Source organism: Fimbriimonadaceae bacterium (assembly GCA_023957775.1).
Lineage (GTDB): Bacteria > Armatimonadota > Fimbriimonadia > Fimbriimonadales > Fimbriimonadaceae > JAMLGR01.
The window spans coordinates 73552-91110 of the sequence record JAMLGR010000008.1 but is presented as its reverse complement, the minus strand read 5'-3'; the positions used below and the strand labels follow the sequence as shown (position 1 = coordinate 91110).

At 65.2% G+C, this 17559-nt stretch carries 17 protein-coding genes; 11 read left to right on the top strand and 6 right to left on the bottom strand.

The genetic code is table 11. From position 1 onward, the window contains the following. Positions 1 to 26 precede the first annotated feature (26 nt). Genes M9921_08600 through M9921_08590 form a run of 3 tightly spaced genes read left to right on the top strand, consistent with a single transcriptional unit; the run spans position 27 to position 3140 of the window. Complete coding sequence (locus M9921_08600; GenBank protein ID MCO5296903.1) at positions 27 to 1322, top strand: GAF domain-containing sensor histidine kinase; 1296 nt, start codon at positions 27 to 29, stop codon at positions 1320 to 1322. Between the two features lie 40 nt (positions 1323 to 1362). Beyond that, on the top strand, positions 1363 to 2325 hold the full coding sequence (locus M9921_08595) for an LCP family protein (protein MCO5296902.1): 963 nt from the start codon (positions 1363 to 1365) through the stop codon (positions 2323 to 2325). Then, the gene (locus M9921_08590; GenBank protein ID MCO5296901.1) at positions 2322 to 3140 is read left to right on the top strand and encodes a hypothetical protein; all 819 of its coding nucleotides are present in this window, start codon (positions 2322 to 2324) and stop codon (positions 3138 to 3140) included. The genes M9921_08595 and M9921_08590 overlap by 4 nt, the downstream gene beginning before the upstream one ends. 117 nt (positions 3141 to 3257) lie before the next feature. On the opposite strand, the gene M9921_08585 is transcribed toward M9921_08590, so the two are convergent. Both M9921_08585 and M9921_08580 read right to left on the bottom strand, forming a co-directional pair. Further along, positions 3258 to 4136 (bottom strand): hypothetical protein, encoded by an 879-nt coding sequence (locus M9921_08585; GenBank protein ID MCO5296900.1) that lies wholly within the window; start codon positions 4134 to 4136, stop codon positions 3258 to 3260. Between the two features lie 33 nt (positions 4137 to 4169). Beyond that, complete coding sequence (locus M9921_08580) at positions 4170 to 7643, bottom strand: hypothetical protein (protein MCO5296899.1); 3474 nt, start codon at positions 7641 to 7643, stop codon at positions 4170 to 4172. A gap of 193 nt (positions 7644 to 7836) precedes the next feature. On the opposite strand from M9921_08580, the gene M9921_08575 reads away from it, so the two are divergent. The 6 genes from M9921_08575 (at position 7837) to M9921_08550 (ending at position 11993) form a co-directional block, all read left to right on the top strand. Continuing rightward, entirely contained in the window at positions 7837 to 8004 is a 168-nt protein-coding gene (locus M9921_08575; protein MCO5296898.1) for a hypothetical protein, read from the top strand. A gap of 131 nt (positions 8005 to 8135) precedes the next feature. Further along, positions 8136 to 8846 (top strand): ribonuclease PH, encoded by a 711-nt coding sequence (rph, locus tag M9921_08570; GenBank protein MCO5296897.1) that lies wholly within the window; start codon positions 8136 to 8138, stop codon positions 8844 to 8846. A gap of 6 nt (positions 8847 to 8852) precedes the next feature. After that, positions 8853 to 9464 (top strand): RdgB/HAM1 family non-canonical purine NTP pyrophosphatase, encoded by a 612-nt coding sequence (gene rdgB / locus M9921_08565; GenBank protein ID MCO5296896.1) that lies wholly within the window; start codon positions 8853 to 8855, stop codon positions 9462 to 9464. A gap of 28 nt (positions 9465 to 9492) precedes the next feature. Continuing rightward, entirely contained in the window at positions 9493 to 11022 is a 1530-nt protein-coding gene (locus M9921_08560) for a DUF853 domain-containing protein (protein ID MCO5296895.1), read from the top strand. A gap of 97 nt (positions 11023 to 11119) precedes the next feature. After that, positions 11120 to 11653: a DUF1579 domain-containing protein gene (locus tag M9921_08555; protein MCO5296894.1), complete on the top strand. Its 534-nt coding sequence runs from the start codon at positions 11120 to 11122 to the stop codon at positions 11651 to 11653. Between the two features lie 190 nt (positions 11654 to 11843). Next, positions 11844 to 11993, top strand: a complete 150-nt coding sequence (locus M9921_08550; GenBank protein MCO5296893.1) for a hypothetical protein — start codon at positions 11844 to 11846, stop codon at positions 11991 to 11993. Here the strand turns inward: M9921_08550 and M9921_08545 are convergent. Genes M9921_08545 through M9921_08535 form a run of 3 tightly spaced genes read right to left on the bottom strand, consistent with a single transcriptional unit; the run spans position 11987 to position 14510 of the window. Then, on the bottom strand, positions 11987 to 12988 hold the full coding sequence (locus M9921_08545; GenBank protein ID MCO5296892.1) for an NAD(P)-binding domain-containing protein: 1002 nt from the start codon (positions 12986 to 12988) through the stop codon (positions 11987 to 11989). The two genes, M9921_08550 and M9921_08545, sit on opposite strands and share 7 nt — an antisense overlap. Position 12989: 1 nt before the next feature. Then, positions 12990 to 13469, bottom strand: a complete 480-nt coding sequence (locus M9921_08540; GenBank protein ID MCO5296891.1) for a DoxX family membrane protein — start codon at positions 13467 to 13469, stop codon at positions 12990 to 12992. A 30-nt stretch (positions 13470 to 13499) separates the two neighbouring features. After that, positions 13500 to 14510 carry a S41 family peptidase gene (locus M9921_08535; protein MCO5296890.1) on the bottom strand — a complete coding sequence of 337 codons (1011 nt, stop codon included), beginning with the start codon at positions 14508 to 14510 and terminating at the stop codon, positions 13500 to 13502. Positions 14511 to 14577: 67 nt separating this feature from the next. On the opposite strand from M9921_08535, the gene M9921_08530 reads away from it, so the two are divergent. Further along, entirely contained in the window at positions 14578 to 15093 is a 516-nt protein-coding gene (locus tag M9921_08530; protein MCO5296889.1) for a hypothetical protein, read from the top strand. Here the strand turns inward: M9921_08530 and recQ are convergent. Next, positions 15090 to 16907, bottom strand: coding sequence for a DNA helicase RecQ (gene recQ / locus M9921_08525; GenBank protein ID MCO5296888.1), 1818 nt, complete (start codon positions 16905 to 16907; stop codon positions 15090 to 15092). The genes M9921_08530 and recQ overlap by 4 nt on opposite strands. 125 nt (positions 16908 to 17032) lie before the next feature. Here recQ and M9921_08520 point away from each other — a divergent pair, with 125 nt between their 5' ends. Further along, entirely contained in the window at positions 17033 to 17473 is a 441-nt protein-coding gene (locus tag M9921_08520) for a hypothetical protein (GenBank protein ID MCO5296887.1), read from the top strand. Positions 17474 to 17559: the final 86 nt, after the last annotated feature.

Below are 17559 nucleotides of genomic sequence, written 5' to 3'. Positions count from 1 at the left end.
GTCCTCGCGGGTACCCTTCTTCACCGATGGACACGAACGAGGGGTTGATTCGCGCGGTCCATCTCGCGACGCGGAAACTCGCCAGCACCGGCGACTTCGACACGTTGCTGAAGGACGTGTTGGCCATTTGCGTCGAGGCCGTCGGCGCCGAAGGCGGCACGATCTACACGCACGATCCGGCGGCCAAGAGGCTCATCTTCCAGCACGTGCTTCCCGCTGAGGTGACCGAGAGGTTGCCCGATCGGTCGATCCCCGACGATTTCGGCATCGCGGGCACGGCGTTCCAGACGCGCAAGATCCAGATCAGCGAGTTCCAGCAGAACGCCGAGAGCGCGCGCTCTTCGATCGAAGAGGCGACCGGGGTCGTGGTGCGCACGATGATCACCGCGCCCCTGATGATGGAGGAGGAGGAGCCCATCGGGGTCGTGCAACTTCTGAACAAGCGCCAAGGCTGCTTCAACGAGAACGACGCCGCCGTGCTGGACACCGTGGCCGCCGTCTCCACTCTGGCGTACTTGAACTCGCAGCTCCTCGAAGAGTCCGCCCGCGCCTCGACGCTGCTTGGTATGGGCAAGGTCAGCCACGACATCGGCAATTTGGCCGCAAGTCTGTTTTCCAACCTGTCGTTTTCGGAACTGGTCATGCCGGGATTGCGCAAGGAGATCGGGCCCGAGCCTTCGGACACGGTCTCGATGTACGTGGACTCGCTCGAAGATACGTTCCGCGAACTCAGGGAGTCGGTCGATCGCATCGTGGGTTACTCCCGCCTGATCAGCGACCTTTCGGCGGGGCGCTCGCTGCGGCCCAATCTCGCAGTCGCGCCGATGGCCGCCACGATCCAGAGCAGCGCGGCATACCTCGAGACCGACGGACGGCGCAACCACGTGGCCCTGCGGTACGAGATCGACGAGAACGCCCCTCCCACGCTCCACGACGAGCTGTACGTTTTCCGGATCGTGCAGAACCTCGTTGGCAACGCGATCAAGGCCGTGCGCGAAACGGTGCCGTCCGACTGGCAGGAGAAGCTGGCCTCCGAGCACGAAGCCATGTTTGGGGAGGTGTTGGTGCGCTACCGATTCGATGGGAGCCATCACATCGTGGAGGTGACGGACAGCGGTCCGGGCATGACCCCGGAGATCGCGGCGCGCATCCTTGCCGGCAACGCGAAGAGCCAATGGGACAAAGGCACGGGCTCGGGTTGGGGCACGAAGATCGTCCTCGAACTGGCCGCCACGCACGATGCCAAGGTCTCCATCGATTCCGAACCCGGCACGGGAACGACCTTTCGCGTCGCCTTTCCCCATCGTCCGGAAGCCAAGTAGGCTTCCCGGGCGTATGTCATAATGGGCCTCCCCAACAGCCATGTCCGTCCGCAAAACCCGCCCCACGCCCCGCTGGTACCGAGTGCTCGGCATTCTGTACTACACCGTCTTCTGCGCCGTAATCCTGGCAGGTGCGGCCCTGGCGCACTGGGTCACGGACAGCGAGGTGCTCCGCGCCGGCATCGTCCAGACGTTCACGCAGAAGGCGCCCGAAGACGTGTTCACGCGCGACACGGTCACGCTCCTGGTGCTCGGGTGCGACGAAGACCGCGCGTACGGGGGCAAACAGGTCCTGCGCACCCAGGCGCGCAGCGACATGATGCTCGTGGCCCGGTTGGACTTCAAGAAGAACCGGATCAGCGGGGTGACGATTCCCCGCGATCTTCTCGTGCGCGTGCCGGGGTACCGCAACCAGAAGATCAACGCCTACCACAGCATCGGCGGGGCCGACTTGGCCAAGAAGGCCGCTGAGCAGGTGCTGGGCGTGCCCATCGACAAGGTGGTCACGATCGACTACGAGGCCCTGCAGAAGATGGTCGACCTCATCGGAGGCGTCGAAGTCTTCGTCGAGAAGCGGATGAAGTGGACCGACAAGCGCGGCGGGCTGTTCATCGACCTCCAGCCGGGGAAGCAGAAGCTCGACGGGTACAACGCCATGTGCTACGTCCGTTTCCGCCACAGCGACTCGGATTTTGCGAGGTCGGAACGACAGAAGAACTTCCTGCTCTCCTTTAAGGAAGCGGCCCTCGGGAACCCAAGCAACCTGAACCGCGTCGCGGACCAGGCCGTCAAGCTTCTGGGCGGCGGGCTCAACCCCAGCGAGGTGGCGGCCCTCGCGATGTTCGCCCGCAAGGTGAGCGCGGACAACATCAAATTCGGGACTGTCCCCGTGCTCCCTGCGAGCAACTACAACCTCGAGCTCGACACGCGGCTGCTGCCCAAAACGCTGGAGGAGTATCACCTCCTCGAGGACCGTGCCACCACGGTAACGTACGGCCGATGAGCCCCCCGGTCGAGAGCTTCGACCCGTCCGAGGTCGACGAAAGACCTCGAACGAGTCACCTCTCGAAGAAAGAGCTGCGAAACCTCCTGCTGGGCCTCGCGCTGCTGCTCGCCATTCTCTGGCCCATCTACGCCGTCATGAAGGGCAACAGCGAACGTCACCTGTGCTCCAAGAACTTCCAGGCGATCGCCACCGCAATGGGCCTCTACATGGCGGACCACGGCGACCGGTTTCCCCCCGTCTATGCGACGGCGGGGGGAGATACGCCGCTGACCGACGACGAGGGACGCCCGTTCACGTGGTGCTCGCTGCTCGAACCCTACTTCACCGAAAGGGCCACGTTCGTCTGTCCCACCGCAACCGAAGAGGAGAACGTTCGCTCCCAGGCCGGCCAATCCTCCGGCACCCTGCGCAGCAGCTACGGAATGTTCACGCCCTACGGCGGTTATTACAAAGAGACCGTGTCCAACCTGAGTCAGATCGTGCTCGTTGCGGAAACGTCCAACTTCGGCGCGCGAGACACCTACGACCCGAACAAGTTCATGGACGCCGATGGCAAGCCGGTCCCCCAGGACGGTTTCGCTATTGGGTTCGACCGCGACTCCGTCGCGCAGGCACGCGCTGTGACGCGGCTGGCGCTCCCCGGGACCTCCGACGGCAAGTTTGAGAAGGACGATTCCGCCCGCCATCCCGGCGGCATCTGGGTGCTTTACGGAGACCTTCGGCTCGGGCTCGTGCAGCCCACCGTCGCCAAGGTCGACCGCCTCGGAGGTGAAATCGTCGGGGCCTGGGCCGTTCCTCCCGATCGGAGGTGAGGGGTCTTCACGCCCGTCGAGCGGGCGTGGCACCCGGTGCTTTCCCGACAATGCCTGGGGCCTCACGCCCGTCGAGCGGGCGTGGCACCCGGTGCTTGCCCGACAATGCCTCGGGCCTCACACGCCCTGGCGGGCCAGCTCGGCCAGCCAGGCCGCGCAGGCCTCGTCTTCGGTTGGCGCCGAGGTGCGCGCCAGGGCCCATCGTTCGGTGTGGGTCGTGCTCGCTCCTAGGGCTAGAGTCGCCATCGGCCCGAGGGACTCCACCTCAAGCATGTCCTCGCGCGTGAACACCTCGAAATTGCACCCTCCGTCCGGATAGGCCGCTCCCTCGATGCAGGGGAACCGCTTCACAAAAGTCCACTCGCCCAGCGAGTAGGCCGCCACGCCCGCACTCACCCTGGCCCCGACCTTCTGCGGGCCGCGCGCGGGGTCCTGCCGCAACCGCACCACGCGGCGACCCCACGTCCACCGGGGATCGTCCATCGCCGTGTACGCCCAGAGCACCAGAGGGCGGACCGGGAGCAGACTCTCGCCATGCGGGACGAAGGGCTCTTGGGGAAACACGCACGTGCCACCGGGCGCCATGACCGTGAGCGCCCACGGCGCCACCTCGATGGAAGACCCCGATTCGTTGGCCACGCGGTGCTCGACGATCCACCCACCTTCGACGCCGGAGACTCGCATCGAGCGCCGCAAGCCGGAGGCGTCCGGGGCGGCGGACATCCAGCCGTCCTCGTCGACCTGCACGGCCTCGTTGTCGGGCGCATAGGTCCTCGCGAGATCTTCGGGAGCCGTCCAAAGCCGATGCCCGCCGTAGGCGCGGAAGCCCTCGCCCCCGACCACGCCGGCCTCTTCGGGAACTTCGTGGAACAGATTGCACCCGCCGTGGGGAGCGAGCCGGATCACCCGCGGTCCAACATCGAGCGTGACAAGCGCCTCGCCAAGCTCCGACTCAAATCGCGCGCACGACCATCCGGCGTACGAAACCGTTTCCATGCGTGAGGTTTACCTGGATGGCCGAGGCGCCGGTTAGAACCGGATCTGATAGTCCATCCGAATCGTCCAGTTGTCTTTGTTCAGGCCGTCGGCCACCGTCTTCTGGTAGCTCACGTTTCCTGCGAAGAAGCTGAACGTCTGGTTCGGACCGGGGTGCTGGTCGAACCGAATGTGATAGCGGTTGATCGTACTTCGGCTTCCACCCTTGTCGCTCTCTTCGACACCGAAGAAGAGCTGGAGCGGCGAGCCCGTCGATCCGAAAAGCGTGAGGTTGAGGCCGCCGGTGCGCACCATGGTGTTGTTCTGGTCGTTGATCAGCTCGTCCCAGCTTCCGCCAATCGTGAGGTCGGCGTTTTGCTTCACGTCGAGCTTCCATCGATTGACCCGCGAAGCTTGGGTGATCGAGCCGAGGATCGAGTCGCCCTTGGCCACCTCGGGATTGGTGAGAAGCTGGTGCGTGAGCTCGACGTTCTTAGCGGGTCGAGCCGTCAGGCTGTAATCGCGGATCATGACCTGCTCGTCCCAGGGAAGCGTGCGCAGCTTGTACTTCATGCTGGCGCGGAAAGGAAGCTTCTCGTTCTGGTCCGTTGAGAAGGAGAACATCCGGTCGATGCCCCGGTACCCCGTGGGGTGCATCTGGGACTTGTACTCGTACCCGACCGAGTTCGCTCCGATCTTCCCCGTGAAGTTGATTAGGCGGTTCTCCTTCAGCCACTTGGATCGGTCCGAAGACGTATCGATTCCAAAGTTGAACTTAACGTCCGACAGGAATCCGAGCGTAAGAGGTTTGGCCGTGGAAAGCTGGACGTTTCCGACGGACTGGGTGCGGGTGTCGTCCCATCGGTTCTCGTTGTAGGTCGCACTTCCGACCTGCAATCCACCGATCGTTCCAGGCGTCATGCCGATCTGCTTCTGCTGCGTGCCGTTCTGGTCCCCGTTGAGGTGTCGGGCGTAACCGTAGCTGAAGCGGACGCCGCCTCCAAGGTCGACCCAGAATCCATAGTTCCGTTTCGTCTCGTCATGATCCTGACCGGTGCGATCCACGTTGACCTGGGATACGCTGACGCCGGCGCCCTTGGCGACCTCGGTGCTGACGGTGTTCGCGCTGATGTTCTCGTGGTCGCCGTTGTCGAACTGGGTGACGGTCTGTTCGGTCTTGAGCGACGTCTTGGGATCCAGCTTCGTCTCGTAGGCGAGGTACTGCTTCGTCGAGTCGGGCAAGTTGGCGAGCAACCCGTCGAACTCGCGCGTCTCGCTCAGGTAGCGAAGCGTTCCATATCGGCCAAAGTTGCGGGAGACGCTGAACCGCTCGGTCACGTTGGAGAAAAGGACCTTGAGCGGGTCGGCCTGTCGATCCGCCTGCTTCACGTAGTCGAACTGCGTCAGCGGATCGAGCTTGTAGCTGAGCGCCGTATTGCGCATCATCCGGTCCTGATCCAGCGAATCGCTGCTCGAGTCGTACCAGAGGGCTTCGAGTTGCAGGTTCGGAAGAATCTGCCACTTCGCCTTGATGTCTCGCTGGTCGAACCCCTTGATCGCGTTGAGCAGGTCTTTCTCGGGATCGATGAGTTGGTTGACGTTGGAGAACCCGGGATCCACGCTGCGCTGGGTCACGGAAACGTCCAAGCCCTTGCCGTTGAGCGTGACCACGTTTCGGCTGGCGCCGCCGTCCGGCGTCTCGGCCTTCATCTGGCTCGCGGCGACCGCAGTCCCGCCGACCTTGAAGTTGAGCCCGAAGTCCGTGCGGTCCAACCCGGCGATCAAGCCCAGGCGCTGCTTCTCGAAGTTCATCAGCGAGCCCAGTTCCGAGAACTGCTGGCCGATCGACATCGAGCGGTAGTTCGCCTGGAAGTCCTTGCCTCCGAGCGCGAACGAGCGCACCGTCGCGTCGTCCTGCTGCCCTTTGAGCTCCATCGTATCGAACGTGGCGTTCCAGTTCTTGAAGGGTTGCCCGGACACCCGGGTGAAGGACCGCTCGATTCCCGAAAGCCGGATGAACTGGTTGCGCTCGTTGGGATTGACCTTGGCGCCCTTGTCGTACATGTTGGCGATCGTGTCGATGTGCTCCTGGATCTCCGAGGCGGGCAAGGCTCCCAGCGACCCAAACCCGGGGTCGACGTCGCGCACCGCGTGCTGGAGGCTCCATCCGCTGCCCTTGACGTCGATATCGCTGCTCTTGAACGCGCCGGTGTCGGAGTCGACGGTCTGGGTCGCGAACTTGATGGGCGACCCGCGGAACATCTCCGCTTCCACCGACATCCACTGCCGCTTCAGGCCGAGCTCCGGCCCGAACTGCTGCTTCTCCTGAGCGAACAGGCTGTTGATCCGGTTGAACTCCCGCTCGACCTCCTGCTGACCGAGGTTGAACTTGAATTTCCCCGCGTCCAACCCGACGGTGCGCCGCACGATCGCGTTGCCATCGGGGTCCTCGATGCGGTTCTCCGCAAAGTTCATGGAGGCCAGGCTGGACTTGTACGAACCCGCGAAGTTCTTGCGGGTCATCCCCGCTTCCTTCTTCAACTGGTCGCGGTCGGCCTCTCCCAGATCCTTGAACCGCTTGAACCCGGCGTCCACGCTCTGCGAATCGTAGCTGAGGCTGAGCCCCCCGGTCTGCACACCAAAATTCTGCCAGTCGATCGACGCGCCGTCGTCTTCGACCGATCGGAAGCCGTTGCTGATCTTCACGCCAGACCCGAGCCCGACGTCCTTCATCGAAAGGGACGTGCGCGTCAGGCCGCGCTCCTTTTGCAGCTGATCGACGACCTTCGCGTCGTAGCCGGCATCGGCGACCGCGCCGAACGCGGAGAAGTTCTTGGAAATGTCCTGGTAGCCGACCTCGAACGTCCCGCCCCCGAGCTTCGTCTGCAGGTTCTGCATCAGGAACTGCGAGCGTCCGACGTCGGTGCTCTGCTTCACACCCTGATACTCGTAGAGGGATTGCGCGTTCGATTGCTCCTTCTCGCCGATCAAGAACAGTCCCTTCAAGCTTCCGGACCCAAACTTGAACGCATTGTTCAGTCCGTACTGGTTGGTGGTCAGGACGCTGCCGTCGGCCCGCCGCTCGGTCATTCCCAACCCCAGCACGGCTTGGACACCTCCGGGCACCAGGTCGTATTTCATGCCGGCGAAGCCTTTGGACGAGGTCGAGGTCGACGCCACCCGTCCTGCCTCGTGGCGGTAGGTCACACTGAGCGTCTGGCCCGCCTTCTGGGCGCGCATGAGATACACGACGCCTGCGGCGTAATCGATCGAGTAGTCGACCCCTTTGCGGAGGACCTGTCCGTCGAAGAGAAGCCGCTCGGTGTTGGGAATCACCCCGCCGAAGCGCAACGGAACCCCGGGCCCGGACGCCCGCAGGGTGATCAGATCGGTGGTGAACTCTCCGCCCAACTCGACTCCGGGCTTGGAGTCGTCGGGAGTCACGTTGAACGGGGACTGCGCCGCAGCCACGAGCGGATACGCCATCAGCGTCGCCGTTATCGTTCCCGTCCAGAATCGTAGAGCCATCTTCCCAACTGTATTGTGCGCCATAAAGGCGGTGCGATACCGAAAATCGCTCGTGGGGGGCCCTTGAACGAAGGAAAGAAGCTGCTGCAGCGACCCTTCCCTTCCAGATTTTCGGGCCCTCCATGGCCACTCTCTATAGGTTCTGACGGATTCTGCGTGCAGAGGGTTACGAAAAGTTCCGACAATTCCATTCGTGGACAGCCGCAACGAGATGATCCGGCTCGATCTGAGCCGCGACGAAGCGTGGGAACTCCTGTCGCGGTGCATGCGCAGCGAGGAGCCCGACGACGACTCGTTCCGCATGGCCCTCGAGAAGCTGGCCCGCGCCCTGCGCTCCGCCGGAGACTGCCCCGCCGCCTAGCTGCGGCGGCTGATGCAAGACCGTGGCGACAACCCCCGGGTGCCACGCCCGCTGGACGGGCGTGTTCAAGGTGGGGGCCAAGCGTCTCCGCTCGCATGCCCGCCTAGCCAGCTCACTGGTAGACTCCGCGGATGCGCAAAGACGGCCGCCAGCCCGACGAACTCCGCCCATTCACCCTCGAGCGAGGATTCTCGCCGCACGCCGAGGGGTCGTGTCTCATCAAGATGGGTGAGACGCACATGCACGTCACCGCCACCGTCGAGGATCGGGTCCCGCCCTTCCTCAAGAACTCGGGCAAGGGCTGGCTCACCGCCGAGTACGCGATGCTTCCCCGTTCCGGACGGCAGCGCAACCAGCGCGACGGGCAACGGCCCAATGGCCGATCGATGGAGATCCAGCGGCTCATCGGCCGCGCGCTTCGTTCCGTGGCGGACCTGGACTCCATGGGCGAACGCACGATCACCGTGGACTGCGACGCCCTGCGCGCGGACGGCGGCACGCGCACCGCGTCGATCACCGCGGCGTACGTCGCGGTCTACGACGCGATGCGGTGGATGGTCGAGCGCCGGATGATCCGCCGGGTGCTGCTGCGCGAGCCCATGGCCGCGGTGAGCGTCGGCATCGTCGGCGGCGAGGCCTTCCTCGACTTGAACTACGACGAGGACAGCACGGCCCACACGGACATGAACGTCGTGATGACCGAGTCGGGCAAGTTCGTCGAGATCCAGGGCACCGCCGAACTGGACCCGTTCGGCGCCGACACCCTCGGCAAAATGCTCAAACTCGCCAAGAAGGGAATCGACGAACTCGTGCTCGCGCAAAAAGCCGCCCTCGAGATCTGAGCGGACATGCGACTCGTCATCGCCACGCACAACGCCAAGAAGGCCGGTGAAATGCGCCAGATCCTGCAGGAGCGGTTCCCCGCGCTGGAGATTCGCGATCTCTCGGCATACCCCGAGGCCCCCGAACCCGAGGAGACCGGCACGACCTACGCCGAGAACGCGACGATCAAGGCCCTCAGCGCCGTCGAAGCCACGGGCGAGTGGTGCGTCGCGGACGACGCGGGCCTGGAGATCGATGCGCTCGACGGCGCCCCCGGCCTCCACTCGAAACGCTTCGAGGGGGCGGACACCGACTTTCCCACCAAGATGGCCCGCATCCTCGAGCTCCTGCGCGATGTGCCCGAAGATCGGCGCGGCGCGCGGTTCCGATGCTGCGTCGCGCTGGCCAGGCCCGGGGGCTTGTGCGAAACGCTCGAAGCGACGTGCGAGGGCCGCATCGCCGAAGCGCCCGCCGGGCGGGGAGGTTTCGGCTACGACCCGATCTTCTTCGCCGTCGACGCGGGGCGGCACATGGCCGAACTGACGCCGGAGGAGAAGCACGCCGTGTCGCACCGGGGGAAAGTGCTCCGAGCGCTGTCCCAACGCCTGGAAGAGCTGCTGCCCCCTACCTCCCCGTAGCAGGAGCCCCGGGGTACGATCCTTGGCGATGGATGGCCCAGGAATCTACGTCGGCAAAGGGGAGAACCAGCTCTACCTCCTCCCCAAGTTCGCGAACCGCCACGGCTTGATCGCGGGCGCGACCGGTACGGGCAAGACCGTGACGCTCCAGATTCTCGCGGAGGGGCTGTCCGCCATCGGCGTGCCTGTATTCCTCGCCGACGTCAAGGGCGACCTCTCCGGATTGGCCGTTCCCGGAGGAGGCAATCCCAAACTCGACGAGCGCGCGGCCAAGATCGGCTTGGCCGACTACGCCCCGACCGCATTCCCCACCGTTTTCTGGGACCTCTTCGGCGAGAAGGGCCACCCGATCCGGACGACGGTCTCCGAGATGGGACCGCTGCTGCTGTCCCGGCTGCTCGAGCTCAACGACACGCAAGAGGGCGTGCTGAACATCGTCTTCAAGCTCGCGGACGATGAAGGCCTTCTGCTGCTCGACCTCAAGGATCTGCGTTCGATGCTTGCGATGGTGAGTGAGCGTGCCACCGAACTGTCCGCGACCTACGGTAACGTGGCCGCGGCCTCCGTCGGCGCGATCCAGCGCAGCCTTCTGGTGCTCGAGCAGCAAGGGGGCGACCAGTTCTTCGGCGAACCCGCCCTGAACCTCATCGACTTCATGCGCCTCGACCCCTCGGGCAAAGGGATCGTCTCGATCCTCGCCGCGGACAAGCTCATGCAAAGTCCCCGGCTGTACTCGACGTTTCTCCTGTGGCTGCTCTCCGAGCTGTTCGAAGACCTGCCCGAAGTGGGCGATCCCGACAAGCCAAAGCTCGTCTTCTTCTTCGACGAAGCCCACCTCCTCTTCGAGGACGCACCCAAAGCGCTGGTCGACAAGATCGAACAGGTCGTCAAGCTCATTCGATCCAAAGGGGTCGGGGTTTTCTTCGTGACCCAGAACCCGATCGACATTCCCGACGCCGTGCTCGGGCAGCTCGGCAACCGCATCCAGCACGCGCTCCGGGCCTTCACCCCCAAGGACCAAAAGGCCGTTCGCGCCAGCGCCGAGACATTCCGCCCGAACCCCGGCTTCAAGACGGAGGAGGCGATCACCCAGCTCGGAGTGGGCGAAGCGCTCGTTTCGCTGCTCGGCGAGAAGGGTGCGCCGGGAATCGTCGAGCGCACCCTTATCCGACCGCCCCGTTCTCGAATGGGCCCGATCGACCTGAACGAGCGCATGTCCGTGATGGCGGGCAGCCCGGTTCGCGGCCTGTACGACCAGGTGCAGGACCGCGAGTCGGCGTTCGAGCTGCTCCAAGCGCGGGCCGCGAAGAACGCCCAGGCGCAGGCCGAGGCCGAAGCGGCGGTACTGGCACAGAAACAAGCCGTGGCCGACGAGAAGGAGCGCGTCCGGCTCCAACGCGAAGCCGAGAGGCAGGCGCGCGAGGCCGCGCGCGCCCGCAAGAACAGCCCCGTGGGGATGATCGAATCGGCGGCGCGCAGCGCGATCACCGGTGCGGGCCGACAGCTCGGCACGCAGATCGTCCGGGGCATTCTCGGCTCGTTTCTCAAAGGGCGCTGACACACCCAGCGGCACGCCACGAAACGAACCCATCGTTCAACACGTCCCTGCTACAAGGGGGAGAGGAACGCGACTCCCCCAGGTTTGGGTGATTGCCATGTCGAAGCTCCTATGGATCCCTTTGCTCGCCGCGGCGCTGCTGGCGGGCGCGCAGGACCCGCCCGCGCTCAACGAACGCCCTGCCGAGATGCTCAAGCTCGACAAACTGGTCGGGTCCTGGTCCGGCGACGGCCACTGGTTTGCTCCGGGAGGCGAGGACCGATCTTGGAAAGGCGAATCCAAAGGCGCCTGGTCGTTGCGCGGACGCTACCTCGAGTTGAAGACGACGGTCACGTCGGCCAACGGTACGTCTGAGAATTCGGCGATGATCAGCTGGGACCGCGCGCGCCAGCGCTACCACGCCGTGCTCTTCTTCTCCAACGACTCCACGCCGCGCATGGTCGCGGGCGAGATGGAGGGAAACAAGCTCGTGCTGTCGGGTCCCGCCGCGGACGAGGGTTCGCACCTGATCCTGACCTTCACGATGGAGTCGGAGACCAAGTACACGCTGCTTGTGCAGTTGGCGCGGGAAGAGGGCGACCCGATTCGAGTGGCCGAAGGCAGCTATACGAAGAAGAAAGAGGGCTCGTAACGCGCACCGCCCCGCCAGACGTATCTCCTTGTATCGAGTCCGGAATTCGGAGGTACCTGGCATGGTTGAAGCCAAATGCCCGCACTGCGGGAATACTTCGTTCCAGTTGACGCACCATACGGAGGTGCAGGGGGACGCGCACAACCACCACCTGATTGTGTGTTCGAGGTGCCAAGCCCCCATTGGGCCCATGAGTCGAATCGACCCGGGCGTCGAAAGCCGCCGCATCAAGGCCGAACTCGACCAGATCCACGCGGAGATCCAAACGCTCAGCGCCAAACTCGGGAAGCTGTCGAAACTGGTCGAGGGCGCGGAAGTCGCTTCGGGCGCCGCTCAGTAGCCCAAGGCGAGATCGATCCGGTTGGCCATCGGCTTTCCTTCGGCGGCGGGCACGAGCAGCTCCGCGAGGGCGCGGATGCGATAGGTCTCGGTCTCGGCCGAGGTGCCGCCCCGGTGAGGGCTCATCACCACGTTGTCCAGCGTCTCGAAAGGGTAGTTCGCCGGCGGCGTCGACGCCGCCGCCGCGGGAGCGTGAAAATAGCCGGGAACCGCTGCGGCGTCGGCGTGGGGATATCGGTACCACACGTCCAACCCCGCGGAGTGCAGATGGCCTCCCGACAGCGCTTCCCACAACGCTTCTTCGTCCACGATCTGGGCGCGCGCGACATTGACTAGGATGGCTCCCGGCCGAAGCCGCGCCAACCGCTCCTTGCCGATCAGACCGTCTGTCTCGTTCGTGTGCGGAAGGGCGATCAGCAACGCATCGGTGCGCGGCAGGAGCTCGTCCAGATCGGTCGCCGGGTGAACGGAAACGGCCCCATCCGGCTCCGACTCTCCCGACCGCCGCCTCACCGCGTGAACCTCCATGCCAAGCGCCGCACAGCTCGCAGCGATGCGCCGCCCGATCGCCCCGAACCCCAGCACCAGCGCGACCTTGCCTTCGAGTCGAACGGTTCGCGACGGCTCGTAGCGAGGGCGCCAGTCGTGGTTGCGCAGCGCACGATCCATCCGGATGGTGTCCCTTGCCGCGGCGAGCAACAGCGCCAGCGCGGTCTCGGCGGTCTCCGGCGCGTTGTGGTGCAGGTTGTGCAGGGTCACGCCCGGTTTCGCGGCGACCATCTCGGCCGTCACGCGTGGCACGCCGGCAAACGGAATCACCACGCTCTTCAACACGTCGTTGGCGTCGAGATCGGCCTGTTCCGGCCGCCCGTCGATGAGAATGGCGCACCTCCGCGGCGCTTCGGCATCCCGGTCGAGGAGCAATCCCGGCGCCAGCAACGCCTCCAGAGCGTCGAGGACGGCCGCGTCTCGGGCGGCCGGATAGGCGACGCGCACGCTATCCAAACGGCCCCGTGGGATCTCCCGGACCGGTTCCCGCGGAGCCGCCCTTCTGTTCCCGTCTTGAACGTCTCCAGTTGTCGAACACGCCGTCCAGGGAGACCGGACCCATCCCGAGCAGGAGCAGCGACAAGGCCATGGCGCCCAGGATAAGGGGAAACTCGAAGCCGTTGTCCTTGACGAAGAAGTAGGGACTGTGGACGACGGCCACGCGGAACGCCATCAACGCAACCACGGCGAGCGCCGCCACCCTGCCCAGCAGGCCCAGAATCAGCAAGAGGCCGCCCCCCGCCTCGATGGCGGTGACCGCGACGCGGAAGAGCTCGGGGTCGGCAAACCGGCTGCCCGCGTGCAGCGCGGCATCGATCTCCGCCTGTCCTCCGCGCAACAGACCCAGCTTCAGCATGCCGTGCGCGAGCAGAACCGCGCCGAGCGCCAACCGAAGCACCAGAACCGTCGTCTTTGTCGCAGCCGTCATCGGGACACCCTCGGCCCCATTATGACGGTCTTATCGGCTCTGGCCGACCAGCAGTTGACGAGCCGCATCCAAGACGGGGTCTTTCTCCCCAAAGCCCCTCGTGCGAACCTCCGCATCGGGCACGAGAGGGTGCCCTTCCAGGCGCACGCCCTTGGCCGTCACGTAGTCCTGGGCCGGATATTGGAGGCGAAAGCCGTGCGGGAGGGCCGAATAGGTGGAGCCCAGCACCGCCCCCGCCGTCGCACTCCCCACGATCGGCGCGCCCAAAACGTCGCGAAGGGCGGCCGCGGCCATCTCCGAGGCACTCCCGGTGCCGCGGTTCACCAGCACCGCGATCTTGCCCGCGAACACGGCCTCCGATCGCGACCGCACCCGCAGTTTGCTGCGACTCCATTCGGCGATGGCCGCGAGGTCCGTCGCATCGCCGCCGGTGGCGGATTCGAACGCCGTGGCCGTTCGGCGAGTCACGAACGTGCCCATCACGCTTCCCGGTGGCAGGAGGTAGCCCATCAGGTGCTGCAGGTTCCCCACCAAACCACCCCCGTTGGACCGGAGGTCGAGAATGAGTCGAGGCGCCTTGGACGCCTCTTCGAACAGCGCGTCGATCGAGTCCCTCTTGTAGTCCGCTCCAAAGGTGCGGACGCGCACCACCGCGGTTCCATCCGCAAGCCACGTCAGTTCCGAAGCGGGCCGTCCCCCCGAGGAGGGCTCCTGCGCCATCAAGGGCGTTCCGCCGCCCTCGTCGAGATCGACCCGGCAGTGGCTCACTCCGAACTCGCGGAGGATCCGGTTGACTGCGTAGAGAAAGCTCCTCGGCGTCGTCGCCGCATCCACGGAAGCACGGCGGGATCCGAGGTGGGCCGGCCACGTCGTGAAGTCCACCCCCGGCACAAAGGCCTGCCGCGTCAGGACTCGTTCGATGGCGTCGAGGACCTCTTGTTTGTCCGACGCCTCAAGCCGCTGGGCCGCCGCCGGAGCCGCGATCGCGATCAAGCACGCCGCGACAATCGCGGCCGGAAGCCGTTGGAGAAGACGGCGCATGTTCCTTGATACGCACAACCGGCTGAGACGTTTGCATAAAATTTATATATCAGTGTATAATGATATTATGTTGACAGGAATGTTGTTTACTATGGGATTGGCCGTGCTCGCGCAGGGCTCGGCTCCGTCGGATGCGAAGTTGGTCGATTTGAAGGACGGTCACGTGCGGGTCGAGACCTCGGCCTACTCGGTCGAAGTCCCCAAGGGATGGAGCGTGACCCGTGAGACGCCCTGGGGCGCCCGCAAGGCCTACCCCGGCGGCGGCGGCGAGCTCGGCGTGATGACCGCCCCGCCCAGCGCCCAGAGCTGGGACGACCTGATTCGCGTCTCCCACTACTACATCCTTCGCGAGGAGGGTGGGAAGCCCACGCCCCACAAGATCGTCAAGACCAAGGCTGGGCTCGAAGCAGCCACGTTTTCCGTCCTCGATGCCAACGGCTTCGCTTCGCGGCGTTATGTGTTGGTGAAGGATCCGAAGCGCGGCCTGCTAGCGCTCTCGGTGAAGATCCCTCCCACCGACTCGGTCGACGCGTGGGAAAAGCACTTCCAGCGCCTCGTCGACACGGCGCGGTTCAAGGACTAGCCCCCCGTGCGGTCGTTCCGGACGATCGCCTCTAGGAATCGGTCGCCGTACTTCTTGAGCTTGTGGAGGCCCACGCCGCTCACCTCGAGCATCGACTCGAGGGTGCGTGGCTTTCTTGCGGCCATCTCCTTCAGCGTGGCGTCGCCGAACACGACGTAGGGAGGCACGCCAGCCGCGTCCGCGATCTCCTTCCGCACGGCGCGCAAGGCTTGGAACAGCGGATCGTCGGCCGCATGGTCGGCCGTCGGCTTGCGTTTGGAGCGCCGCCGGGCGATCCGCTCTTGGGGAACAGCAAGTTGGAGGCCCTGCTCCTTGTGGAGGATGGGCCGGGTCTTCGGCGTGAGCTTGAGCACTCCAAACTTCGCCACGTCTTGCACGAGGTAGCCGTGATGGATGAGCTGCCGAATGACGCTTGCCCAGTGCTCGGTGCTGCGGTCCGCCCCTTGGCCATAGGTCGGGAGGCGATGGTGCCCCAGGCGGCGCACCTGGTCCGTCTCGGCACCTCGCAGCACGTCGATGACCAGCCGAACGCCCGCCCGCTGGCGCACTTCGTAGACCGCCATCAGTGCGCGGTAGGCGTCGTCGGTCGCATCGTACAGCTCCACGGGCTTCAAACACCGGTCGCAGTTGCCGCAGTCCGCGTCCAGCGCCTCCCCGAAGTAGCCGAGGAGCACGCGTCTGCGGCACGTCAGGGCCTCGGCGAACCCGACCATGGCGTCCAACTTATGCGACTCGATTCGCCGCTGCTCCGCGTTGGCGTTCTGCCCGACGAGCTGACGAGCCACGACCGCGTCGGACAGGCCGTACAAGAGCACCGCCTCCGATTCCAGGCCGTCGCGGCCCGCTCTCCCCGTCTCCTGGTAGTAACCCTCCAGGTGCTTGGGCAGATCGTAGTGGACCACCGCTCGGACGTTCGGCTTGTCGATCCCCATCCCAAAGGCCACCGTGGCGACCACGATCCGCACGTCGTCGCGCAAGAAATCCTCTTGGACGCGGCTTCGCTGGGCCGACGGCAGCCCCGCGTGGTAGGCCGCCGCCGACCAGCCCGCGAGCCGGAGCTTTTGCGCCACCTCTTCCACCCGCTTGCGGCTGAGGCAGTAGACGATCGCGGACTCTCCCTTCCAGCGCTCGAGGCAATCCACCAGCTGGTTGAAGGGTTTCGTCTTCTCCTGCACGAGGTACCGGATGTTGGGTCGATCGAACCCGGCCACGAACACCTTTGCTTGCCGCAGCCCGAGCTGCTCGAGGATGTCGCTTCGCGTTTGCGGGTCGGCGGTCGCCGTGAGAGCCACCATCGGGACCTCGGGAAAGTGTTTCCGCAACGCGCCGAGTTGGACGTATTCCGGGCGAAAATCATGGCCCCACTGCGACACGCAGTGCGCCTCGTCGATCGCGAACAGCGCGATCGCCTCGCCGGAGAGCCGCTCCAGGAAGCCTTCGGACATCAGCCGCTCGGGCGCGACGTAAAGCAGATCCAGTTCGCGCGCGTGAAGTGCCCGCAGCACCCGCCGCGACTCCTCCGCCCCGAGAGACGAGTTGTAGAACTCGGCGCGCACCCCGTTCGCACGCAGCGCGTCGACCTGGTCCTTCATCAGCGAGATGAGCGGCGAGACGACGATGCCGACACCCTCGCGGTGCATCGCCGGGATCTGGTAGCAGAGCGACTTCCCTCCGCCCGTCGGCATCAGCACGAACGCGTCGCGGCCCGCAAGAAGCTCGTCGACGATCTCGCGCTGATGCGGGCGGAACTCGGGGAAACCGAACACGCTGCGCAGCGTCTCCAGCGGCTCCGACAGGGCGATGGATGAGAACATGGGCGACCCCATTATGTCGAAGCGCCTGTGAGTTTTTCGGGCTCGGGCGGGGGTGGGCCTTTCGCCCCTTCGGGGTCCCAGGACCTCCGCCCCCGAGGAGGGAGCCTTATAATCAGGGTGGCGCCATGCAAAGTTACGAAACGCTCTCCACCGAACGCATGTCGAGCGATGAGGCCCAACGCGTCGCCCAGCTCCTCAGCGAGCGCCTGCGCGATTCGATCACGATCGATGAACTCGCGAACACGATGAACGTGCCCCGCGATCAGGTGGCGGCCGCGCTTTCGCAAGTGCGGCACGGCCCCTCGGCACGGCCACAGCCGAATACGAGGATCGACAGTCGGTTGCTGATCGCTGCAGTTGCGGGGGTCGTCCTCATATGGACGATCTTCCTCGCGGGTTTCTTTGTGTCGACGACCAGGGTCGATGCTCCTGCGACCCAGGCGATCGAAGTTCCGGCCGGGACACCTGTCAACGGGTGGGCCGCGCCTGCCCCGGAACTCGCCCCGGAAGTCGCGGAGACACCGCCTCCAGAAGTGGCGCACGTCGCGCCGACCCCCACTCGATGAAGCCGCGTGGGAAGGCGGCGATTCATCCGCGCTCTCGCTTCACCCGGGGTGCGACTGAGAAGTTGAACTCACGCCCGTCCAGCGGG

Bases quoted from the DNA above. Each gene is read 5' to 3' on its own strand.
- M9921_08550 (MCO5296893.1), top strand. From the start codon at position 11,844: ATGAGTCGAATCGACCCGGGCGTCGAAAGCCGCCGCATCAAGGCCGAA.
- M9921_08560 (MCO5296895.1), top strand. From the start codon at position 9,493: ATGGATGGCCCAGGAATCTACGTCGGCAAAGGGGAGAACCAGCTCTAC.
- M9921_08535 (MCO5296890.1), bottom strand. From the start codon at position 14,510: ATGCGCCGTCTTCTCCAACGGCTTCCGGCCGCGATTGTCGCGGCGTGC.
- rph (MCO5296897.1), top strand. From the start codon at position 8,136: ATGCGCAAAGACGGCCGCCAGCCCGACGAACTCCGCCCATTCACCCTC.
- M9921_08555 (MCO5296894.1), top strand. From the start codon at position 11,120: ATGTCGAAGCTCCTATGGATCCCTTTGCTCGCCGCGGCGCTGCTGGCG.
- M9921_08520 (MCO5296887.1), top strand. From the start codon at position 17,033: ATGCAAAGTTACGAAACGCTCTCCACCGAACGCATGTCGAGCGATGAG.
- rdgB (MCO5296896.1), top strand. From the start codon at position 8,853: ATGCGACTCGTCATCGCCACGCACAACGCCAAGAAGGCCGGTGAAATG.
- M9921_08540 (MCO5296891.1), bottom strand. From the start codon at position 13,469: ATGACGGCTGCGACAAAGACGACGGTTCTGGTGCTTCGGTTGGCGCTC.
- M9921_08590 (MCO5296901.1), top strand. From the start codon at position 2,322: ATGAGCCCCCCGGTCGAGAGCTTCGACCCGTCCGAGGTCGACGAAAGA.
- recQ (MCO5296888.1), bottom strand. From the start codon at position 16,907: ATGTTCTCATCCATCGCCCTGTCGGAGCCGCTGGAGACGCTGCGCAGC.
- M9921_08595 (MCO5296902.1), top strand. From the start codon at position 1,363: ATGTCCGTCCGCAAAACCCGCCCCACGCCCCGCTGGTACCGAGTGCTC.
- M9921_08530 (MCO5296889.1), top strand. From the start codon at position 14,578: ATGTTGACAGGAATGTTGTTTACTATGGGATTGGCCGTGCTCGCGCAG.
- M9921_08580 (MCO5296899.1), bottom strand. From the start codon at position 7,643: ATGGCTCTACGATTCTGGACGGGAACGATAACGGCGACGCTGATGGCG.
- M9921_08600 (MCO5296903.1), top strand. From the start codon at position 27: ATGGACACGAACGAGGGGTTGATTCGCGCGGTCCATCTCGCGACGCGG.
- M9921_08585 (MCO5296900.1), bottom strand. From the start codon at position 4,136: ATGGAAACGGTTTCGTACGCCGGATGGTCGTGCGCGCGATTTGAGTCG.